Raw genomic sequence first — 19,222 nt, forward strand, 5'->3', positions numbered from 1 at the left:
GTAAAAATTAGCCTCCCTTGGGAGAAGCATCGACAAAATCCGCCATATCCCAACCATCATCGTCCAAGGCCGCTACGACCTATGCACCCCTATGCAAAGCGCGTGGGAACTCTCGCAAGCCTTTCCTGAAGCAGAATTGAGAATCGTCCAAGCAGGCCACTCTTCTTTTGATCCTTCGCTTTCCGAAGCTTTGGTAAAAGCAGTAGAGGATATTAGAAGCAAGTTATAAAGGTTAATCAATAACAATGCCGTCTGAAAAAGTTTCAGACGGCATTTTTCTATTTACATATTAAATTTGATAGCATATTATCATTGCATTTGTATCAATTTGAATTTTTTAGAATTTCAATATGAGCTCCCTCATTTACTACGCCCATTCCGCCCAAGACAAACTCGGCAATCTCTTACCTTACAAACATTGGCAAACCTTGCAAAGTCATTCGGAGACCTTTGCAAAATTCCCCAAAATCCCCTAAATTCCCACTAAGACATTTAGGGGATTTTCCATGAGCACCTTCTTCCAGCAAACCGCCCAAGCCATGATTGCCAAACACATCGACCGTTTCCCACTATTGAAGTTGGATCAGGTGATTGATTGGCAACCGATCGAACAATACCTGAATCGTCAAAAAACCCGTTACCTTCGAGACCACCGCGGCCGTCCCGCCTATCCCCTGTTGTCCATGTTCAAAGCCGTCCTGCTCGGCCAATGGCACAGCCTCTCCGATCCCGAACTCGAACACAGCCTCATCACCCGCATCGATTTCAACCTGTTTTGCCGTTTTGACGAACTGAGCATCCCCGATTACAGCACCTTATGCCGCTACCGCAACTGGCTGGCGCAAGACGACACCCTGTCCGAATTGCTGGAACTGATTAACCGCCAACTGACCGAAAAAAACCTAAAAATAGAGAAAGCATCCGCCGCCGTCATTGACGCCACCATTATTCAGACCGCCGGCAGCAAACAGCGTCAGGCCATAGAAGTCGATGAAGAAGGACAAGTCAGCGGACAAACCACACCGAGTAAAGACAGCGATGCCCGCTGGACAAAGAAAAACGGTTTATACAGACTCGGTTACAAACAACATACCCGCACCGATGAGGAAGGCTATATCGAGAAACTGCATATTACCCCCGCCAACGCCCATGAGTGCAAACAGTTGTCGCCTTTATTGGAAGGTCTGCCCGAAGGTACGACCGTCTATGCCGACAAAGGCTATGACAGTGAAGAAAACCGGCAACATCTGGAAGAGCATCGGCTGCTGGACGGCATTATGCGCAAAGCACACCGTAACCATCCGCTGACGGAAGCGCAAACCAAACGCAACCGGTATTTGTCGAAGACCCGTTATGTGGTCGAACAAAGCTTTGGTACGCTGCACCGTAAATTCCGCTATGCCCGGGCAGCCTATTTCGGGCTGGTTAAAGTAAGTGCACAAAGCCATCTGAAGGCGATGTGTTTGAACCTTTTGAAAGCCGCCAACAGGCTAAGTGCGCCTGTTGCCGCCTAAAAGGCGGCCGGATGCCTGATTAATCAGGTATCCAAGGAGGATTAAGAGGGTATTTGAGTAGAATCAGTGGATATTTGAAACAAAAACAGCCGAAAACCTGTGTTTGGATTTCGGCTGTCGGAAAGAAAGGAATTTTGCAAAGGTCTCATTCGGTTAATGTTGGGGAAATGGTGGCGGAGTTTGCTCGGGTGTTTGGTGCGCAGGAACAGGCCTGCCAGATGGGAAAGCTGCATGACTTAGGGAAATATTCGGAACCATTTGACCGCTGATTGCATGGTGGCTCTTCAGGCGATCATGCTACCACCGGTGCAAAATTGCAAAAATGCTTGCTTTAGAGTGGAGGTCAGAGTATAAGCTGTTGTTATCTTACTTTGGCTAGATAACTTTTTTAATGAATTAAAAGGCAAAAATAATGGAAAATAAACAAACCAATTCAACCATCAAATCTCGTGCGGCGGTGGCATTCGCACCAAATCAACCCTTACAAATTGTGGAAATCGACGTGGAAATGCCGCGTAAAGGCGAGGTGTTAATTCGTAACACTCATACTGGCGTGTGCCATACTGATGCGTTTACGTTATCAGGAAGCGATCCTGAAGGCGTATTCCCTGTGGTGCTTGGGCATGAAGGTGCGGGTGTGGTCGTTGCTGTGGGCGAAGGTGTGTCAAGCGTAAAACCAGGTGATCACGTTATTCCTCTTTATACCGCTGAATGTGGCGAATGTGAGTTTTGTCGTTCAGGTAAAACCAACTTATGCGTCTCAGTGCGTGATACGCAAGGTAAAGGTTTAATGCCGGACGGCACGACGCGTTTTTCTTATCAAGGCCAGCCGATCTATCACTATATGGGCTGTTCGACTTTCAGTGAATACTCTGTTGTTGCAGAAGTTTCACTGGCAAAAATTAATCCAGAAGCCAACCATGAACAAGTATGTTTACTCGGCTGCGGCGTTACCACAGGTATTGGTGCGGTACATAACACAGCAAAAGTGCAAGAGGGCGACTCTGTTGCTGTGTTTGGCTTGGGGGCGATTGGTTTGGCGGTGGTGCAAGGTGCGCGTCAAGCCAAAGCCGGCCGCATTATTGCTATTGATACCAATCCCTCAAAATTCGAGTTGGCAAAACAGTTTGGTGCAACTGATTGTTTGAACCCGAACGATTACGATAAACCGATTAAAGATGTGTTGTTAGACATCAATAAATGGGGCATTGACCATACCTTTGAATGTATCGGCAACGTAAACGTAATGCGTCAGGCCTTAGAAAGTGCACACCGTGGCTGGGGACAATCCATTATCATCGGCGTAGCGGGTGCAGGCCAAGAAATTTCAACTCGTCCGTTCCAGTTGGTAACAGGTCGTGTTTGGAAAGGCTCGGCGTTTGGTGGTGTGAAAGGTCGCTCTGAACTGCCGAAAATGGTGGAAGATTCAATGAAAGGCAACATCGAGTTAGAACCATTTGTGACCCACACAATGACACTTGATCAAATCAATGAAGCCTTTGATTTAATGCATGAAGGTAAATCGATCCGTGCTGTTATTCATTACTAAGGTACGCGATGAAACTGATTGAACAACATCAAATTTTTGGTGGTTCGCAACAAGTTTGGGCTCACCATGCCCAAACGCTGCAATGCGAAATGAAATTTGCCGTCTATTTGCCGGATAATCAGGAGAATCGACCGCTTGGTGTGATTTATTGGCTTTCCGGCTTAACGTGTACGGAACAAAATTTCATTACCAAATCAGGTTTTCAGCGTTATGCGGCAGAACATCAAGTGATTGTGGTTGCGCCTGATACCAGCCCTCGCGGAGAGCAAGTGCCGAACGATGCTGCTTACGATTTAGGGCAGGGTGCGGGCTTTTATCTGAATGCGACCGAGCAACCTTGGGCGACGAATTATCAAATGTATGATTATATTTTGAATGAATTGCCTGATCTGATTGAAGCAAATTTCCCTACCAACGGCAAACGTTCCATTATGGGACATTCAATGGGCGGACATGGCGCATTGGTATTGGCATTGCGAAATCGAGAACGCTATCAAAGTGTCTCTGCCTTTTCGCCCATTTTGTCGCCAAGCCTTGTGCCTTGGGGAGAAAAAGCCTTTACTGCCTATTTAGGGGAAGATCGTGAAAAATGGCAGCAATATGATGCCAGCTCACTCATCCAACAAGGCTATAAAGTGCAGGGTATGCGCATTGATCAGGGCTTGGAGGATGAGTTTTTGCCAACACAATTGCGTACCGAAGATTTTATCGAAACCTGCCGTGCGGCAAATCAACCGGTCGATGTGCGCTTCCATAAAGGCTACGATCATAGCTATTACTTCATCGCCAGTTTTATTGGTGAGCATATTGCCTATCATGCGGCATTTTTGAAGTAAACCAAAGAAGTAATTTGTGTTAATAAATTAAAAAGGCATCGGATTGATGCCTTTTATTTTTTATAAATGATGAAAAATAATGCGATTAAAATGAGCTAGCTTGTCCACTCTCATTTAAATATCTCCCCATTCCAATCCAAATCGCTGTAAATATTTCCTCAATCGGTCGCTGTCATTGACTTTTGCCCTTTCTGTTCGGGAGACGTTGAACAATGCACGACCGGCAGCGGCCATGTTGGGGTGTTTGCGGCATTCATCGATGACGTGTTGCAGTTGCAGTTTGTCGAACAAATCCAATGTGTCCCAATCGACTTTATTGGGGTAGTCTTGTGTTTTTTCAGACGGCCTGTTATGTAGGAGGCCGTCTGAAAAGGGTTCTTCCGACCATAACCATTTGAGGCGTTCGATTTCGACTTGGACTTGTTCTACCTGTATCCTGCCTTGCGGCGCAAGCGTGGCCAGGCGCATGATGCTGGCGGCAAGGTCGCGGAAATTGCCGCGCCATGGCGCTTGGTTGGAGTGGGCGAAGTCAAGGTAGGCGGCTAGGGCTTCTTTGTTGAAGCGGGTGGTTCGGCCGAGTTCTTGCGAGGCTAGGGCGAGCTGGTGTTCGACGTTGGGCTCGATGTCTTCGCGGCGGTTGGCGAGTGCGGGCAGTGGGTAATTCCAGATGTTGATGCGGGCGAACAGGTCTTCGCGGAAGCGGCCGGCGCGAATTTCGTGCCGCAGGTCGCGGTTGGTTCCGGCGATAAGTTGGAAGTCGCTTTTAACTTCGCTGTCGCTACCTACGGGATAAAAGTGTTTTTCTTCAATGGCTTTGAGCAACATAGCTTGCTCATCTAAACCCAATTCTCCGATTTCGTCTAAAAACAATACGCCGCCATCGGCGGTTTTCAGATAGCCTTCACGTTTTTCTGCAGCGCCGGTAAAGGCGCCTTTTTTGTGACCGAACAGGGCTGATGCTGCGCCGTCGCCGCGAAGGGTGGCGCAGTTTACATCGACAAATGTGCCTTTAATCAGATGGCGCGCTTTTTTAATTCAAAAATCCTGCGTGCCAGCATGGATTTGCCTGCACCTGTGGGGCCGGAAAGCAGAATGGGGGAAGGGGAGTTGAGTGCGACCTGTTCGATTTCGGCAATCATGCGGTTGAAGGCGGCGTTTTGGGTGGAGATGCCGCTTTTCAGGTAGCGCACTGCGTCATCGCGTACGGCGGCAAGGCGTTCTGCCAGTACGTCGTAACGAGCCAAGTCTAAATCGATGATTTCATAACTGCCAACATTGCCGTCCTCCATACTGCGTCTTTGATTTTTGGGAGGAGCAGTTTGTAACAGTACGCCGGGGATTTGACGCGATTCCACCAGTAAGAACAGGCAGATTTGGGCAACGTGTGTACCTGTGGTGATGTGAGTGAAATAGGTTTCTTCTTCTGTATCAAATGGATAGCCCGCTGCCCAATCGTGCAGTTTGGTATAAACCTCGGAGAAATCCCATGGGTTTGCCAGCTCCATAGGTACGAGATTGACGACTGTGTGCGGCGACACCTGCTGTATATCGGCTTTTACATGATCCGCCAGCTCGCGGTATTTCTCCGCATAAAACAGCTCCATGCGGTCAAGATGAAAATCTTGACGCTGATTCATGGCGACGTTTGGCCGCCATTTCAACCAACGGCCCTGACCGAAACCGCTATCCAATACCGTACCGAGAAAGCTGACGGCGACTTGTTTTTTGGGATTGGTATTCATGTTTCAGACGGCCTTTAAATTATTTTTTCCAATACAAATTTGCCGTTTACTTAACCGCAAGCGTTTGTCCAAATCATCCAATCGCATCATATATCCTTGTATATTTTATTTTCTATATAACTATCTATAAATATATTTTTTTAGTATTCTACGCTTCTTGCTGATAAAAGCTACTTTAAAATATATTTTCTTTATATTCAATAAATTAAAAATTATTTTTATAAAAATTTTATTCTTGGCACGCTGTTGGCTATGTTGTGAATGTAACGATACAGCAGATGCTTCGGGAAATACAGTTACCGGAGAAAAATTTTCCGTAAATTTAGTTGCTGTGGAGTTACAGGGCGAATGCCAACAAGACTACATTTGGATTAACAGGTTCGAATCCTGTCTCGTCTGATAGACGTTGAACGTCTTGTTTATTTAGTCGCCCACCCTTTTCCAATATGGCAGGCAAATGCCTAGGGAAACTACAACATGGATATCCTTATGTCGCAGGTTCGAGTCCTGTCTCTGTTATCCAAAATAGCAGAGTAGCTCAGTTGGTAGAGTAAAGGCATGTTTCCCTTAAAAACTTGTTGCGTGCCATATTACTTTATACGGCAGTAGGCTGATGCTTGAAGAGAGTACATTAACCTTTCACGTTAAAACCGTTTCTCTTCATGTTTATCTGCTACGCTGCCCACATTTGAGGCCGTCTGAAATATTCGGACGAGCTGATATAAAAACTGTTTTCGGTACAGACGGCAAATCCCGGAGGAATTACAGCCTGCTAAGCGCGAGGTCGCGGGTTCGAATCCCGTCTCTGCCGCCAACTATGGCAGAGTAGCTCAGAGGATAGAGCGCGTAAAAATTTCTCCACTCTTTGTTGCCCAATGTGCCACCCCTTATGGGCGAATGCCATTAGGATTACATTCCTTTTCTGCTAAAACCTGAATGATCCTAGTAAATCTAGTCGCCCTACGGCAGTAGGCGGATGCCCGGAAGAGAATACATTAGCTTTCAGTTAAAAACGCTTCTCTTCATCTTTAGCCGCCACGCTGCCACCCATTCAAGGCCGTCTGAAAACAAAGCTAAAACAGTTCGGACACCTCAAACCAACAATATGAAAGAAAATGAAAATGGCTAATACTACCTTGTTTCAATCGATTAAAAACCGTTTTACTAAAACCGATACCCATAATGAAGCCGGCGGCATCGCCTACACGTTGACACCCAAACAACAGCTGGCACAGCTTGCCGCTACCGGTTGTCTGAACAATACCTTCTATGCCGATGCCCAAAGTCAGCTTGACCAAGTGTTGAAATTGGCAGAAAGCCTGGATGCCGAGTTTATCGCCAAAACCGCCGTATATGCCCGTCAAAAAGGTTTTATGAAAGATATGCCTGCGCTGTTGCTTGCCGTGTTGGCGCAAAAAGATGTGAACATGCTCTCCCGCGTATTCGACCAAGTGGTGGACAACGGTAAAATGTTGCGCAATTTCGCACAAATTATCCGCAGCGGCGCAGTCGGCAGAAAATCCTTCGGCAACCGTCCGAAAAAACTGATGCAGACCTGGCTTTTGACCGCCACCGAAAAACAACTGTTGAACGCCGCCATCGGCAATTCGCCGTCACTGGCAGACGTGGTCAAAATGGTGCATCCGAAACCGCGTGAAGCATGGCGTGCCGCATGGTTTGCATGGCTGATCGGCAAACCGTACGACCGCGAAGCATTGCCGCCCATTACCCGCGCTTTTGAAGACTACAAACAAAGCCGAGAAGGCGCATTGCCCAACGTTCCTTTCCAAATGCTCACTGCTTTAGACTTGAACAGCGGCGACTGGGCGCAAATTGCCTGTAACGGTTCATGGCAGCAGGTTCGTCAAAATCTGAATACTTTCCTGCGCCACGAAGTATTTGCGAAAAGCAAAAACATCAAAATGGTGGCAGAAAAACTGCGTGACGAAACCGCTATTGCCCGCGCCCGTGTGTTGCCTTACCAGTTGCTGACTGCGTATCAGGCGACATCTGACCAAATGCCGTCTGAAATCCGCGAAGCCCTGCAAGATGCGATGGAAACCGCCGTACAAAACGTACCGACCATCCAAGGCAAAGTCGTGGTTTGTCCGGACGTCTCCGGCTCCATGCACAGCCCGGCTACCGGCTATCGCGGCAGCGCGACCACCAAAACCCGCTGCATCGATATTGCCGCGCTCGTGTCCGCCGCCATGTTGCGTACCAATCCGCAAGTCCGCGTGATACCGTTTGAACAAATCACGGTAAACGTGAAGCTCAACCCGCGCGACAGCATCATGACCAACGCCGAAAAACTCGCTAATGTCGGCGGCGGCGGAACGGCATGCAGCGCACCGCTCGCCATGTTGAACCGTGAAAAAGCCGACGTGGATTTGGTCGTCATCGTGTCAGACAATGAAAGTTGGGCAGATGACAGCCAACGATGGGGTGGCAAAACCAGTCTGATGAAAGAGTGGGATATTCTGAAACGACGTTGTCCGGAAGCCAAACTCGTTTGTCTGGATATCCAGCCCTACACTAAGGCTCAAGCACGAAACCGTCACGATATCTTGAACATCGGCGGCTTCTCCGACCAAGTATTCTCCCTGATCGGTTCCTTTGCCGAACGAGGTATGGGTACAGATTTCTGGGTAGAAGAGATTGAGAAAACGCCGTTGGCAGTTGTGAACTGAAGCTAAGGCCGTCTGAAAAAAAGGGTAGAAATATTTTTCAGACGGCCTATTTATTCAGGACAAGCTGAGAAAAAGAATAAGGAAACAAAATGCAAAAATTTATCTTAATCCGCGGTCATCAAGGTTCGGGAAAATCGACTTTTGCCGAACAAAAAGCCGCGGAATTTAAAGCGCAGTATCCGGATGCGGAAGTTGTCCGTATTGAAAACGATTTGTTCATTACCTATGAATATGGTGAATATCATTGGTCGGGCGAAGCGGTGGATAAGGCGCAAAAACGCGGCAATGCTTTGATGACTGAAACGTTGAGACTTGGACGTCAAAATCCGAATCGAAATATTTTGATCATTAATTCCAATACCAATCAAAAAGCTTCGCGTTGCCGTCATTTATTGGATCAGGCGGAGAAAAGCGGTTTTGAAACAGAGGTCTACCGATTGCACAATTTCTATCCCAACCTGCACGGCGTAAAAGAGCATGACGTGTTGGCGGCGTATATCAAATTGAACCAAAACCGAGTGGCAAACGAAATCCACATCGAGGCCGTGCAACCGGCAAATGCGGAACAGTTAGAAAAAATCGAACAAATGCAGGCTATCGAGCATAAGCCGCTGGTATTTGATGAGGCGCAGCAAACCTTTGTGACCGATCATTATCTGCAACACGGCAGCCGCAACTTTACTGCCAAAGCATCTAAGCGTTATCCTGAATTGCGCGTGTTGAAATACGCCCGCAGCGTGTTCTATAACAACCGCTTTGATGATGCTTTGCTGGAAATGCGCGGTTTGATTATCGACGCGCATAATCGAATCATCGTGCGCCCGTTTAAAAAAGTGTTCAATTATTCGGAGCGTATTGCCAAAGGCAGCCGCTATCCGATCCGAATCAGTGACGAGAGATTGGTGGATGCGGTGGTAAAAGTAAACGGCTTCCTCGGCTGCTGCACTTTCGTCTCGCTTTCAGACGACCACCCGTCCAAAGGCGCGGCGTTTGACGGCAAAGTGCTGTATTCGACCACCGGTTCGCTTGATAGCGCGTTTGCCGACATGACCGCCGCACATTGCGCTCAATACGAAACCCTGTTCCGCACGTATCCGAACCATACTTTTTTGTTTGAAATCACAGATGCGAAAGATGTACACATCATCCGCGAAGAATTGGGCGAAACCTTAATCGGCTGCATTGACGTGGCGACCGGCCGTCAATTTTCTGAATCGGAATTGGACGAAATCGGCAAACAATACGGCATCCGCCGTCCTGAAACGTTGAAAAACATCACATTCGGCAAGCTGAAAGGCCGTCTGAAAAATGTGGAACACGAAGGCTTTATGGTATTTGATGCGCAAAACGGCGAAATGCTGTTCAAACTCAAATCGCCGTATTACCTGATCTCCAAGTTTCTGGGACGAAGCAACGAAGGCAATATCGGCCGCAAACTGGACAAACGCCATGTTGATGAAGAATTTTATCCTTTAATCGACTACATCCACGAGCATCAGGAAGCGTTCAACCCTATGCCGGAATTGGATAAGATTGCGTTCATTCAGGCGTTTTTGGGACAGTTGTAAGGCCGTCTGAAAATATATGGAGCAACGCGTATTTATTTTCCGCGCTCGTACGCTTCAATTTCGCCGACTTTAGGCGCATAGTCGCTGCTTGTGTCGTGGCGCAAATCCAACCAGATATCGACCAATGCCCAAGCGGCCGGGGCGGCAATGACGTTTTGCCCCATACATAAAACCTGTGCATCATAGTTTTCCACCGATCCGCGGAGCGTGAGTAAATCATGCGCCGTTGCCGCTCGTATGCCGCGTACCTTATTGGCGGCAATCGCCGTACCCACGCCGGTACCGCAAATCAACAGCGCACGGTCGGCGCGTCCTGCCACGACTTCTTCGGCTGCGGCAAACGAGAGTTGCGGATAGCTTCCTTCTGGCGAGGATAAATCGACCAAGCTGCTGACGCGTGGGTCGTTTTGAAGATGCGCTTTGAGCGCGTTTTTCAATATTGTGCCGTTGGCCGGCGCGGCAATAACCAAACGCATAAAAACTCCTTGAAGCATACAATAAACATTATTCAGCATACGCCCGCGCGTGATACGATTCAAGCTTGCAACGCAGAAAGCATGGCATGAGCAAAACCTACTTCACATCCGACCTACATTTTTCACATAAAAACATCGCCAAATTCTGCCCGCAATTTCGACCGTTCGATAACGTGGAGCAGATGGATGAATTTTTAATCCAAACGTGGAATGAAACCGTTACGCCTGAAGATAAGGTGTACAACTTGGGCGATTTTTCCTTTGCCCAAGACTACAAGCAAATAGAGCGCGTTTTGTCGCGGTTGAACGGGCAACATCACTTGATTTACGGCAATCATGATCATGTGATTCGGCAGCATGCCGATTTTTTCCGCAGCCAAACCAAGCATGACGGCTATCCGCTGCTGTCGTCCATACGGCCGTATTTGAAACTCAAATTGCCGGAAATTAAGAATACACTGGTTCTCTTTCACTATCCGATTCAGGAATGGGACGGCTGCTATCAGGGTTGGTATCATTTGTACGGTCATTTGCATGACAGGGTGGCGGAAATCAAAGGGCGTGCTTTAAATGTCGGATTCGATTTGCACGGCCGTTTTTTGACGGCACAAGACGTCGATAAGTTTTTGTGTGATTTGCCTAAAATTTCGTATTTTGGCGAAGTAGGGTTGAAGGCCAAGTCGCCGGAAGAAGCGGCAGAGCTGGTGTCTCGGAAACTGGCGCAGTTAAATCAGGTATAATTTCAGACGGCCTTTGCGGATTTCCGGCAAAGGCCGTCTGAATATCAATTTCCCATTTTGAGTGATACATGGAAAACCTTTTGGCTTACTTACTACAAAAAATCAGCCTCCCCAATCAATCCGGCAAGGACAAGTCATGAGCGGTAAGCCTTTGAAGTATCCTGTTTCCGCTTTGGTCGTTTTGCATGATAAAGACGGCAATATCCTGCTGATTGAACGCACGGCGCCGCAAGGTTTTTGGCAGTCGGTTACCGGCAGCATGGAAGAGGGCGAGTGTATCGAAGAAACCGCATGGCGCGAAGTGTGGGAAGAAACCGGTATCCGCCTTGCAGACGGACAGCTGGAAAACTGGCATGACAGCACCGTTTATGAAATCTATCATCACTGGCGCCATCGCTATCCCAAAGGCGTTTTTGAGAACCGCGAACACATCTTCTCCGCCCAAATTCCGCGCGATACGCCCATCATGCTGCAACCGGACGAACACGTTGCCTACGGTTGGTTTGGTGCGGAAGAAGCTGCGGAAAAAGTGTTTTCCCCTTCCAATAAACGCGCAATTTTAGAACTGGTCAAAAGGCTGAATGCCAAAAAGGCCGTCTGAATACGACAGTTTCACATTTTCAGACGGCCTTGGGTTTGTTATACTTTCGCCGTTTGACTCTCTTTAAAATCAAAGGAAACCATCATGGCAGACTTCAACAAAATCCTGACCCCGGGCGACGTGGACGGCGGCATCATCAATGTTGTCAACGAAATCCCTGCGGGCAGCAACCATAAAATCGAGTGGAACCGCAAACTGGCCGCTTTCCAACTCGACCGCGTTGAACCGGCAATTTTCGCCAAACCGACCAACTACGGCTTCATTCCGCAAACTTTGGACGAAGACGGCGACGAATTGGACGTATTGCTGGTTACCGAGCAGCCTTTGGCAACCGGTATTTTCCTGGAAGCACGCGTTATCGGCGTGATGAAATTCGTTGACGACGGCGAAGTGGACGACAAAATCGTTTGCGTTCCAGCCGACGACCGCAACAACGGCAACGCCTACAAAACTTTGGCTGATTTGCCGCAACAACTGATCAAACAAATCGAGTTCCACTTCAACCACTACAAAGACCTGAAAAAAGCAGGTACCACTAAAGTTGAATCTTGGGGCGATGTAGAAGAAGCGAAACAAGTCATCAAAGAATCTATCGAACGTTGGAACAAACAAGCCTAATCGGTTTGTCCCGTTCACTATCAAGGCCGTCTGAAAGCAAAGTTCAGACGGCCTTTTTATGTTTCAAACCAATATAACAAAATCGTCTTTAAAACAAACAAACCATTCTTTCTCATTTTCAGACGGCCTCATTAAAGTAACGCCTATATCAAAAATAAGGAGTGCTTCAATGACTGCTACCACAACCGACCCACGAGCCAAACTGCCTGAGACGCCTTTGTCCAGCAACGAAGCCTTGAAAGAGCGCAGCGATTATCTGCACGGTACGATTAAGGAAGAGTTGAAAGACGACTTTACCGGCGGCTTTACTGCCGACAACTTTCAGCTTATCCGCTTCCACGGCATGTACGAACAAGACAACCGCGATATCCGTGCCGAGCGTACCGAACAAAAACTTGAACCCTTAAAAAACATGATGTTGCGTTGCCGTTTGCCCGGCGGCATCATTACGCCGCAGCAGTGGCTGGGTATCGACAAATTTGCCGGTGAAAATACGATTTACGGCTCCATCCGCCTGACCAACCGTCAAACCTTCCAATACCACGGCATTCTGAAAACCGATTTAAAACAGGCACATCAGGCATTGCACAAACTTGGTTTGGATTCCATTGCCACAGCCAGCGATGTCAACCGCAATGTGTTGTGTACCAGCAATCCAGTGCAAAGCACTTTGCACCAAGAAGCCTATGAATGGGCGGCACGTATCAGTATGCACCTTCTGCCGCGCACCATGGCATATGCCGATGTGTGGCTGGACGGCGAAAAAGTGTTCACAACCGAGCCGACCGAGCCGCGCAATAAAGAAATTGCCGACGACGTAGAGCCGATTTTGGGTAAAACCTATTTGCCGCGCAAATTCAAAACTGCCGTCGTAATTCCGCCCGATAATGATGTGGATATTCATTCCAATGACTTGGGTTTCGTGGCGATTGCAGAAAACGGCAAGTTGGTGGGCTTCAATGTATTGGTCGGCGGCGGTTTATCCAGTGAACACGGTAATACCAAAACTTATCCGAATACTTCTTACGAATTTGGTTTCGTACCGCTCGAATACACCCTCAACGCCGCCGAAGCCGTCGTCAGCACCCAGCGCGACTGGGGCAACCGCAGCGACCGTAAAGCAGCGCGTACACGCTATACGCTGCAACGCGTCGGCGTGGATGTGTTCAAAGAAGAAGTCGAAAGGCGCATGGGCATTAAATTTGAACCTATCCGCCCTTACGAATTTACGCATCGCGGCGACCACATCGGCTGGGTACAAGGGCATGAAGGCAACTGGCATTTGACTTTGTTTATTGAAAACGGCCGTCTGCTCGATTATCCCGGCAGACCGTTGAAAACAGGTATCCGCGAAATTGCCAAAATCCATCCCGGTGACTTCCGTCTGACGGCCAATCAAAATCTGGTGGTTGCCAATGTGCCGCCGGAATTGAAAGACACGATTGATAAAATCGCCAAAGAACATGGATTAATCAGCAAATCGATTACCATCCAGCGTGAGAACTCGATGGCCTGCGTTGCCTTGCCGACTTGCCCGTTGGCGATGGCGGAGGCTGAACGTTTCCTGCCGACATTCTCCGATAAAATCGACGAAATGTTCGCCAAATATGGCTTGGAAGACGAATACATCGTTTTGCGCGTAACCGGTTGTCCCAACGGTTGCGGCCGCGCCATGTTGGCGGAAATCGGTTTGGTCGGTAAAGCCGTCGGTCGCTACAACCTTTACGCAGGCGGCAACCGTGAAGGCACACGCATTCCGCGCCTGTTTAAAGAAAACATTACCGAACCTGAAATCCTTGAAATTGTCGAAGACTGGGTGGCAGATTGGTCTCGAAACCGTTTGGATGATGAAGGTTTTGGCGATTTCGCCATCCGTACCAGCATCGTCAAACCTGTATTGGACGCTCCGCGAGACTTCTGGGCATAACGCATACAGACAGATCCACAAGTCTACAATAAGAAAATAGAGAAAACCAAAGGCCGTCTGAAAATCTGATTTTCAGACGGCCTTTTATATTGTGCGAGTTTATATCAAAGATGGGGTATAAACCGAATCAGCGACGGCGGCCAAAGCCCCGACCCATGCTGGGGCGGCGGTAGTTGGAAGGCTGACGCGCGGTTTCGCGGTAACGCTGTTGCTGTTGAGCGTTTTGTTGCTGGGCACGCAGGGTGCGCGTATTCAGCTGTTGGCTGGTGCGTCTGTTCGGACGTGCGCTTTGATAATAGTTGGCACGAGCTTGACGGGCAATCGGGCTGTTTTGATTGCTTGCCTGTGTGAATTTGTTCGCCAATGCGTTGCCGATAAATGCACCGGCTGCCGTACCTACCAAGCTTTGCAGTAGCCAGCTGCCGGTGGATTGGTCGTAGATGTATTGTTGGCCGTCTGTACCGGTTACCGGTTGGCCGTTGTTGCCGTTGGCTTGTGCTTCGGCAGGAATGGTGTCTTTCACGGCTTCAGGCGTGAGCTGGTAAACCGTATTGTCTTCTTGTTGGCCGTTTTGTTGTGCCAACTGTTGTTGCAATGCTTCGATTTGTTTTTGTTGCTGTTCAAGTTGCGCCTGGGTATTGTCTTTGCAGGCAGCGAGGGCAAAAGTGGAAAGGGCGGCTAAGGCAATCAGTTTTTTCATTGTTTTTCCTGAGAGAGGTTTGTCTTTGCCGAGATTTCGGCGGAGTGTGTTTGCCTAATATTAAACCATTTCCCTGTTTTTCAAGTGGTTTTACAAAATAATATTGGAAAGTTGCGCGGCAAATGCACGGCTGTTGGCAGCCAGATTGCCCAGTGCAGGCATTTCGTGTTCGGTTTCGATAATCAGCAGGTTGGCAGGGCGGCGTGTGTGCAGGGACATTTGCATTTCAGCGGGAGAGAAGGGCATGTGATGGCGTTTGGCGAAAGCTTTGGCGCGTTTGTTGGCGGTTTTGAGCATGGGCAGCAGGGTAATATCCAGATGGAAACGGCGTACGCCCAAAACCAAAATACGCGCTGCGAAGAAATCCGCTTCATCAGTAAAGACGCTGGGACTGCTTTGATTGAAGTCGTGGCGCTCTGCGGCAATCAAAGTCGCGATGGTGCGCACTTGCGGAATCAGGGCTTCGCTGATGAGGCTGTCAGGCGAATCAGGCAAAGTGTGCATGTTGAGCATGCTGTGGTGGCTGTTGCTGTCAACGACCATGCGGCAGGTGTGTAACATTTGTGTTTGGCTGTGGATTTTAGTTGAGGCAGTCATGGCTGTATTCCTTATTTCTTAAAAATGGGTGGATTTAAGCGGCCATGTGGGTATAAAAAAAGCCGCTCAAATGAGGCGGCTCTAATTTGCGTATTTTCAATTTGGTCTGTTTCAGACAAGCGCAAAAAAGTACCGCACGTTTGTGTGGTACCAATAGAAGAAAGTAGCGGAACATTGCGCGGTTTGCATAATGAAAATACGTCTTTAATGTATAAAAGTATGGAACATAGTTTAAAACAAGAAGGCCAGTAATTTCAATATCCAATCGACAAAACCCACCAATAAATCTACAAGTTGTTGTAATCCTTCCAATTTATTTTCTTTCGAGTGAGTCAATTTTGCACAATTATAATGCAAGACAAGATAAATTGATAACAATCTGAGCAAGTTCCTTAAAAAGGCCGTCTGAAATTCAGCTTTCAGACGGCCTTTATTTTTATTTATCCAATCAATAAACGTCGCGTTGGTAGCGTTTGTCTTCGCGCAGATCGTTGAGGTAGTCTTCGGCTTCGTCACGGCTGAGTTTGCCTTGGGTTTCGATGACTTCGATCAGGGCGTTTTCGACATCGCGTGCCATACGTGCGGCGTCGCCGCAGACGTAGATGTGTGCGCCTTGTTGCAGCCAGTTCCAAACTTCGGCGGCGCGTTCGGTGATTTTGTGTTGGACATAGACTTTGTGTTCGCCTTGGCGGCTCCATGCGAGGTCGGCGCGGGTGAGGAGGCCGTCTTTGCGCCAATCGCTCCATTCGAGTTGGTAGAGGAAGTCGTCGGCCAGGCGTTGGTTGCCGAAGAAGAGCCAGTTTTTGCCGCTGTCGCCATTGGCGGCGCGTTGCTGCATAAAGGAGCGGAATGGGGCGACGCCTGTGCCTGCGCCGATCATGATGATGGGGGTATCGCCGTTTTGTGGTAGGCGGAAGTTGGGGTTGGGTTCGACAAAGACGCGGATTTCGCTGCCTTCTTCGAGGCGTTCGCCCAAGTAGCCGGATGCTACGCCGGTGTAGGTGTGGTCGTGGTGGTTGAAACGGACGACGCCTACGGTAAGGTGGACTTCTTCGCCGACTTCGTCTTGTGCGGAGGCGATGGAGTAAAGGCGTGGGGTTTGTGGGCGGAATAAGCTGTATAGGGTTTGTGCGTCCAGTGGGTGTAGATGGGCGGCAAATACGCCGACGGGCGGTGTGGCGGCGAGGTAGGCATCCAGTTGGGCTTTATCTGCGGCTATGGTTTTGAGTTCTTCGTTGTTTGTTAATTCGGCGTATTGTTGGACGAATGCAGGTGTGTTTTGGGTGATGTCTGCGGATTCGGTCAGGGCGGTGCGGATGTCAGTTTCTCGGCCGTCTGAAAGTTGGACGGTTTCGTTGCCGCTCAGTTGGTTGAGGTCGAGGATTTCTTGGACGAGGTCGCCGGCATTAAGCGGCCATACGCCGAGCGCGTCGCCTGCCTGATAATGCAAACCTGAGCCGCTGAGGTCGATTTCGATGTGTTCGACGTCTTTTTCTGCATCGCGCGAGGTGATTTTTTGGCGCACAGAGAGGATGGCTGTGTAGGGTTTTTCTTTGGTGTAGACGGCATCGTTGCTTGGTGTTGCCGAGCCGTTTGGTGCAGTGCTTATACTTGGGCTTGCTGCTTGGGCAGTTAACTCGGCTACTTTGGGTACGACGGCGGCAATCCATGCGTCGGCATCGGTTTGGAATTCTAAGTCGCAAATGCCCAAGTCGTTCAGACGGCCTGCGCCCAGTTCGGCAAATTTGGCATCAAAGTCTTTGCCTGCTTGGCAGAAGTTGGGATAGGAGGAATCGCCAAGGCCTAAGACGGCAAAGGTCAGTTTGCTGAGATCAGGTTTCTTTTTGCCGTAGATGAATTTGTACAGGGGCAGGGCTTCTTCGGGCGGTTCGCCTTCGCCTTGGGTGGAGGTAACTAAAAGCACGATGTCTCCGTCGGGCAGGGTTTTGCTTTTGAAATCGCTTGCGCTGCTGAGGCGGGCTTCTACGCCGGCGGCTTGAAGTTTGGCGTGTAAGGATTCGGCAACGCTGCGGGCATTGCCGGTTTGTGAGGCGGAGAGGACTAATACGCGGCGGCTGACTGTCGAGGCGGCTGTTTGCAGGGCAGATGGTTCGGCTGCTACACCGGATACGCCTTGGCTTTGCGCCCAGCAATAGCCGGAGAGCCAGGCAAGTTGGGTGGGGGATAGGGCAGAGAGTTGGACGGAGAGTTCGGGGGGAAGCGGATTGGCTTGGCTCATTTGGATTCCTTTGTTGGACGGCTATAACCGATTGTTTGAATAATGGACAGTCGCCACTTTAAACAGGCCGTCTGAAAAAAGGAAAGAATGCTTGGTTTTAATTTAAGATGATTTCGTTATATTTGGGAAGGTATTGGGCCGTCTATCTAAACATACCTGCATACCTGTTCAGACGGCCTTGGATTGGATAGAAACAAGATTTTCAGTTTCCGCTGGAGAGTTTCATCACTACGACGCCGGAGATGATGAGAAATGCGCCGAGCCAGCGGCCTAAGTTGGCGGCATCGTTAAAAAATACAACGCCCACTAAAAACGCCCCTGCCGCGCCTATGCCTGTCCAGACGGCGTAGGCTGTACCCATCGGAATACTTTTTTGGGCAAGGTAAAGGAAGTATCCGCTGCCGACGATGCAGGCAAGCGCGGCGGCAAAGCCATGCCAGCGGTAGCCTTCCTGTTGTGCCAGCTTCAAGCCCAATGGCCAGCCGATTTCCAGCATACCGGCTAAGATTAAATAAAACCAACTCATAATATGTCCTGATAGTGTGTTAAGGTTTCAGACGGCCTTGGAAAGATTGTTTTCTTCCGAGAGTTCAACGCGTTGTCCGATGTCTTTTAGATTGGAGTATTGTTCGACCAAGCGCGGTACGTCGTCCAAGCTCATTGCAAACATCCATAAATAAGTGCTGACGGAATAGATATGGCCGGCGCTGCCATAACCTTTAAGCGTCATGTGTATAAAGGCGAAGCCAAACAATACGCTCATCGCCATGCCGATACTGAGATAGCCTAAGGCTTCGCGGTTGGAAATTAGCACGCGTAGTTTGGCAACCCAGCCATAGTGGCGGTAGAGCTGATGCTTGTTGCCGTCGCGGATAAGGTGGTTGTCGCGTTCAAGCCGGTTGTTTAAACGGAAATATAGGTTTTCGCTGATGGCGGCAAAACGCGGCAGCAACCATAAAAACAGGGCAAGTATCGCGACAGCCAATACGCCCACCCAAAATTCCAATATCAGCAACATCATACATGCACCGAAGATGGAGACCAGCGAAGTAGCAGCGATGGGCAGGTGTTCTTCAAAAAAACTGACAAACTCACGCGATAGGGCAACGCGTGCGGTAATGGCGGAATGCGGTACTTCTCGCTTGCGCTGTTCCAAAACGACCGGGACGGCGATTTCGGTATAGATTTGGGTAAATGTGCGCGTATCGGCTGCTCGGCGGGCGGCTCCGATTATCCACATTAATAAAACCACCACACCATACAACATTGCCTGCCAGACGTTGCCTTCCATAACGGCATTAATCGCCCAGCCGCCAAACACGGGATATACCAGCAAGAGTAGATTATCCAAGCCGACGAGAGAGAAGGTTGTGATGAGTTTGCGGCGGTGTGTTTGACCGATGTGTTTCAACATTTTCCACATGG

At 49.0% G+C, this 19,222-nt stretch carries 17 protein-coding genes and 2 pseudogenes; 12 read left to right on the plus strand and 7 right to left on the minus strand.

Annotated elements, in window-relative coordinates:
• Positions 1-25: 25 nt before the first annotated feature.
• From KCG54_RS04125 to fghA, 6 genes and pseudogenes are all read left to right on the plus strand, one after another.
• Positions 26-229, plus strand: a pseudogene (locus KCG54_RS04125) (alpha/beta fold hydrolase); the annotation flags it as partial.
• Positions 230-350: 121 nt separating this feature from the next.
• Positions 351-476 (plus strand): hypothetical protein, encoded by a 126-nt coding sequence (locus KCG54_RS11950; RefSeq protein ID WP_283254582.1) that lies wholly within the window; start codon positions 351-353, stop codon positions 474-476.
• A 30-nt stretch (positions 477-506) separates the two neighbouring features.
• A complete protein-coding gene (locus tag KCG54_RS04130) occupies positions 507-1,514 on the plus strand; it encodes an IS5 family transposase (protein WP_254324231.1) in 1,008 nt (335 codons plus the stop codon).
• A 74-nt stretch (positions 1,515-1,588) separates the two neighbouring features.
• Complete coding sequence (locus KCG54_RS04135; protein ID WP_254324746.1) at positions 1,589-1,783, plus strand: hypothetical protein; 195 nt, start codon at positions 1,589-1,591, stop codon at positions 1,781-1,783.
• A gap of 143 nt (positions 1,784-1,926) precedes the next feature.
• Entirely contained in the window at positions 1,927-3,063 is a 1,137-nt protein-coding gene (locus KCG54_RS04140) for an S-(hydroxymethyl)glutathione dehydrogenase/class III alcohol dehydrogenase (RefSeq protein WP_070814515.1), read from the plus strand.
• An 8-nt stretch (positions 3,064-3,071) separates the two neighbouring features.
• Positions 3,072-3,899: an S-formylglutathione hydrolase gene (fghA, locus tag KCG54_RS04145; RefSeq protein ID WP_254324747.1), complete on the plus strand. Its 828-nt coding sequence runs from the start codon at positions 3,072-3,074 to the stop codon at positions 3,897-3,899.
• Positions 3,900-4,013: 114 nt separating this feature from the next.
• Here the strand turns inward: fghA and rtcR are convergent.
• Positions 4,014-5,641: pseudogene (gene rtcR, locus KCG54_RS04150) on the minus strand (RNA repair transcriptional activator RtcR).
• A gap of 1,115 nt (positions 5,642-6,756) precedes the next feature.
• Here rtcR and KCG54_RS04155 point away from each other — a divergent pair.
• Both KCG54_RS04155 and KCG54_RS04160 read left to right on the plus strand, forming a co-directional pair.
• On the plus strand, positions 6,757-8,331 hold the full coding sequence (locus KCG54_RS04155) for a vWA domain-containing protein (RefSeq protein ID WP_254324748.1): 1,575 nt from the start codon (positions 6,757-6,759) through the stop codon (positions 8,329-8,331).
• A gap of 89 nt (positions 8,332-8,420) precedes the next feature.
• Positions 8,421-9,899, plus strand: coding sequence for an RNA ligase (locus KCG54_RS04160; RefSeq protein WP_254324749.1), 1,479 nt, complete (start codon positions 8,421-8,423; stop codon positions 9,897-9,899).
• 32 nt (positions 9,900-9,931) lie between these two features.
• Here the strand turns inward: KCG54_RS04160 and KCG54_RS04165 are convergent, their stop codons facing one another.
• On the minus strand, positions 9,932-10,375 hold the full coding sequence (locus tag KCG54_RS04165) for an RpiB/LacA/LacB family sugar-phosphate isomerase (RefSeq protein ID WP_254324750.1): 444 nt from the start codon (positions 10,373-10,375) through the stop codon (positions 9,932-9,934).
• Positions 10,376-10,461: 86 nt separating this feature from the next.
• On the opposite strand from KCG54_RS04165, the gene KCG54_RS04170 reads away from it, so the two are divergent.
• The 4 genes from KCG54_RS04170 to cysI all read left to right on the plus strand — a co-directional run bounded on the left by KCG54_RS04170 (position 10,462) and on the right by cysI (position 14,261).
• A complete protein-coding gene (locus KCG54_RS04170) occupies positions 10,462-11,115 on the plus strand; it encodes a metallophosphoesterase (protein WP_254324751.1) in 654 nt (217 codons plus the stop codon).
• Between the two features lie 136 nt (positions 11,116-11,251).
• Complete coding sequence (nudB, locus tag KCG54_RS04175) at positions 11,252-11,716, plus strand: dihydroneopterin triphosphate diphosphatase (protein ID WP_254324752.1); 465 nt, start codon at positions 11,252-11,254, stop codon at positions 11,714-11,716.
• Between the two features lie 84 nt (positions 11,717-11,800).
• A complete protein-coding gene (locus KCG54_RS04180) occupies positions 11,801-12,334 on the plus strand; it encodes an inorganic diphosphatase (RefSeq protein ID WP_003678634.1) in 534 nt (177 codons plus the stop codon).
• A 169-nt stretch (positions 12,335-12,503) separates the two neighbouring features.
• On the plus strand, positions 12,504-14,261 hold the full coding sequence (cysI, locus tag KCG54_RS04185) for an assimilatory sulfite reductase (NADPH) hemoprotein subunit (protein ID WP_254324753.1): 1,758 nt from the start codon (positions 12,504-12,506) through the stop codon (positions 14,259-14,261).
• Between the two features lie 127 nt (positions 14,262-14,388).
• Here the strand turns inward: cysI and KCG54_RS04190 are convergent, their stop codons facing one another.
• From KCG54_RS04190 to KCG54_RS04210, 5 genes are all read right to left on the minus strand, one after another.
• A complete protein-coding gene (locus KCG54_RS04190; RefSeq protein ID WP_254324754.1) occupies positions 14,389-14,961 on the minus strand; it encodes a hypothetical protein in 573 nt (190 codons plus the stop codon).
• Positions 14,962-15,051: 90 nt separating this feature from the next.
• Complete coding sequence (locus KCG54_RS04195) at positions 15,052-15,558, minus strand: hypothetical protein (protein WP_254324755.1); 507 nt, start codon at positions 15,556-15,558, stop codon at positions 15,052-15,054.
• 448 nt (positions 15,559-16,006) lie between these two features.
• Positions 16,007-17,797, minus strand: coding sequence for an assimilatory sulfite reductase (NADPH) flavoprotein subunit (locus KCG54_RS04200; protein ID WP_254324756.1), 1,791 nt, complete (start codon positions 17,795-17,797; stop codon positions 16,007-16,009).
• 202 nt (positions 17,798-17,999) lie between these two features.
• The gene (locus KCG54_RS04205; RefSeq protein WP_107810326.1) at positions 18,000-18,323 is read right to left on the minus strand and encodes a DMT family transporter; all 324 of its coding nucleotides are present in this window, start codon (positions 18,321-18,323) and stop codon (positions 18,000-18,002) included.
• A 27-nt stretch (positions 18,324-18,350) separates the two neighbouring features.
• Positions 18,351-19,220 (minus strand): ABC transporter six-transmembrane domain-containing protein, encoded by an 870-nt coding sequence (locus KCG54_RS04210; protein ID WP_107810327.1) that lies wholly within the window; start codon positions 19,218-19,220, stop codon positions 18,351-18,353.
• Between the last annotated feature and the right edge of the window lie 2 nt (positions 19,221-19,222).

Source organism: Neisseria subflava (assembly GCF_024205705.1).
In the GTDB taxonomy this organism is placed as follows: domain Bacteria; phylum Pseudomonadota; class Gammaproteobacteria; order Burkholderiales; family Neisseriaceae; genus Neisseria; species Neisseria subflava_D.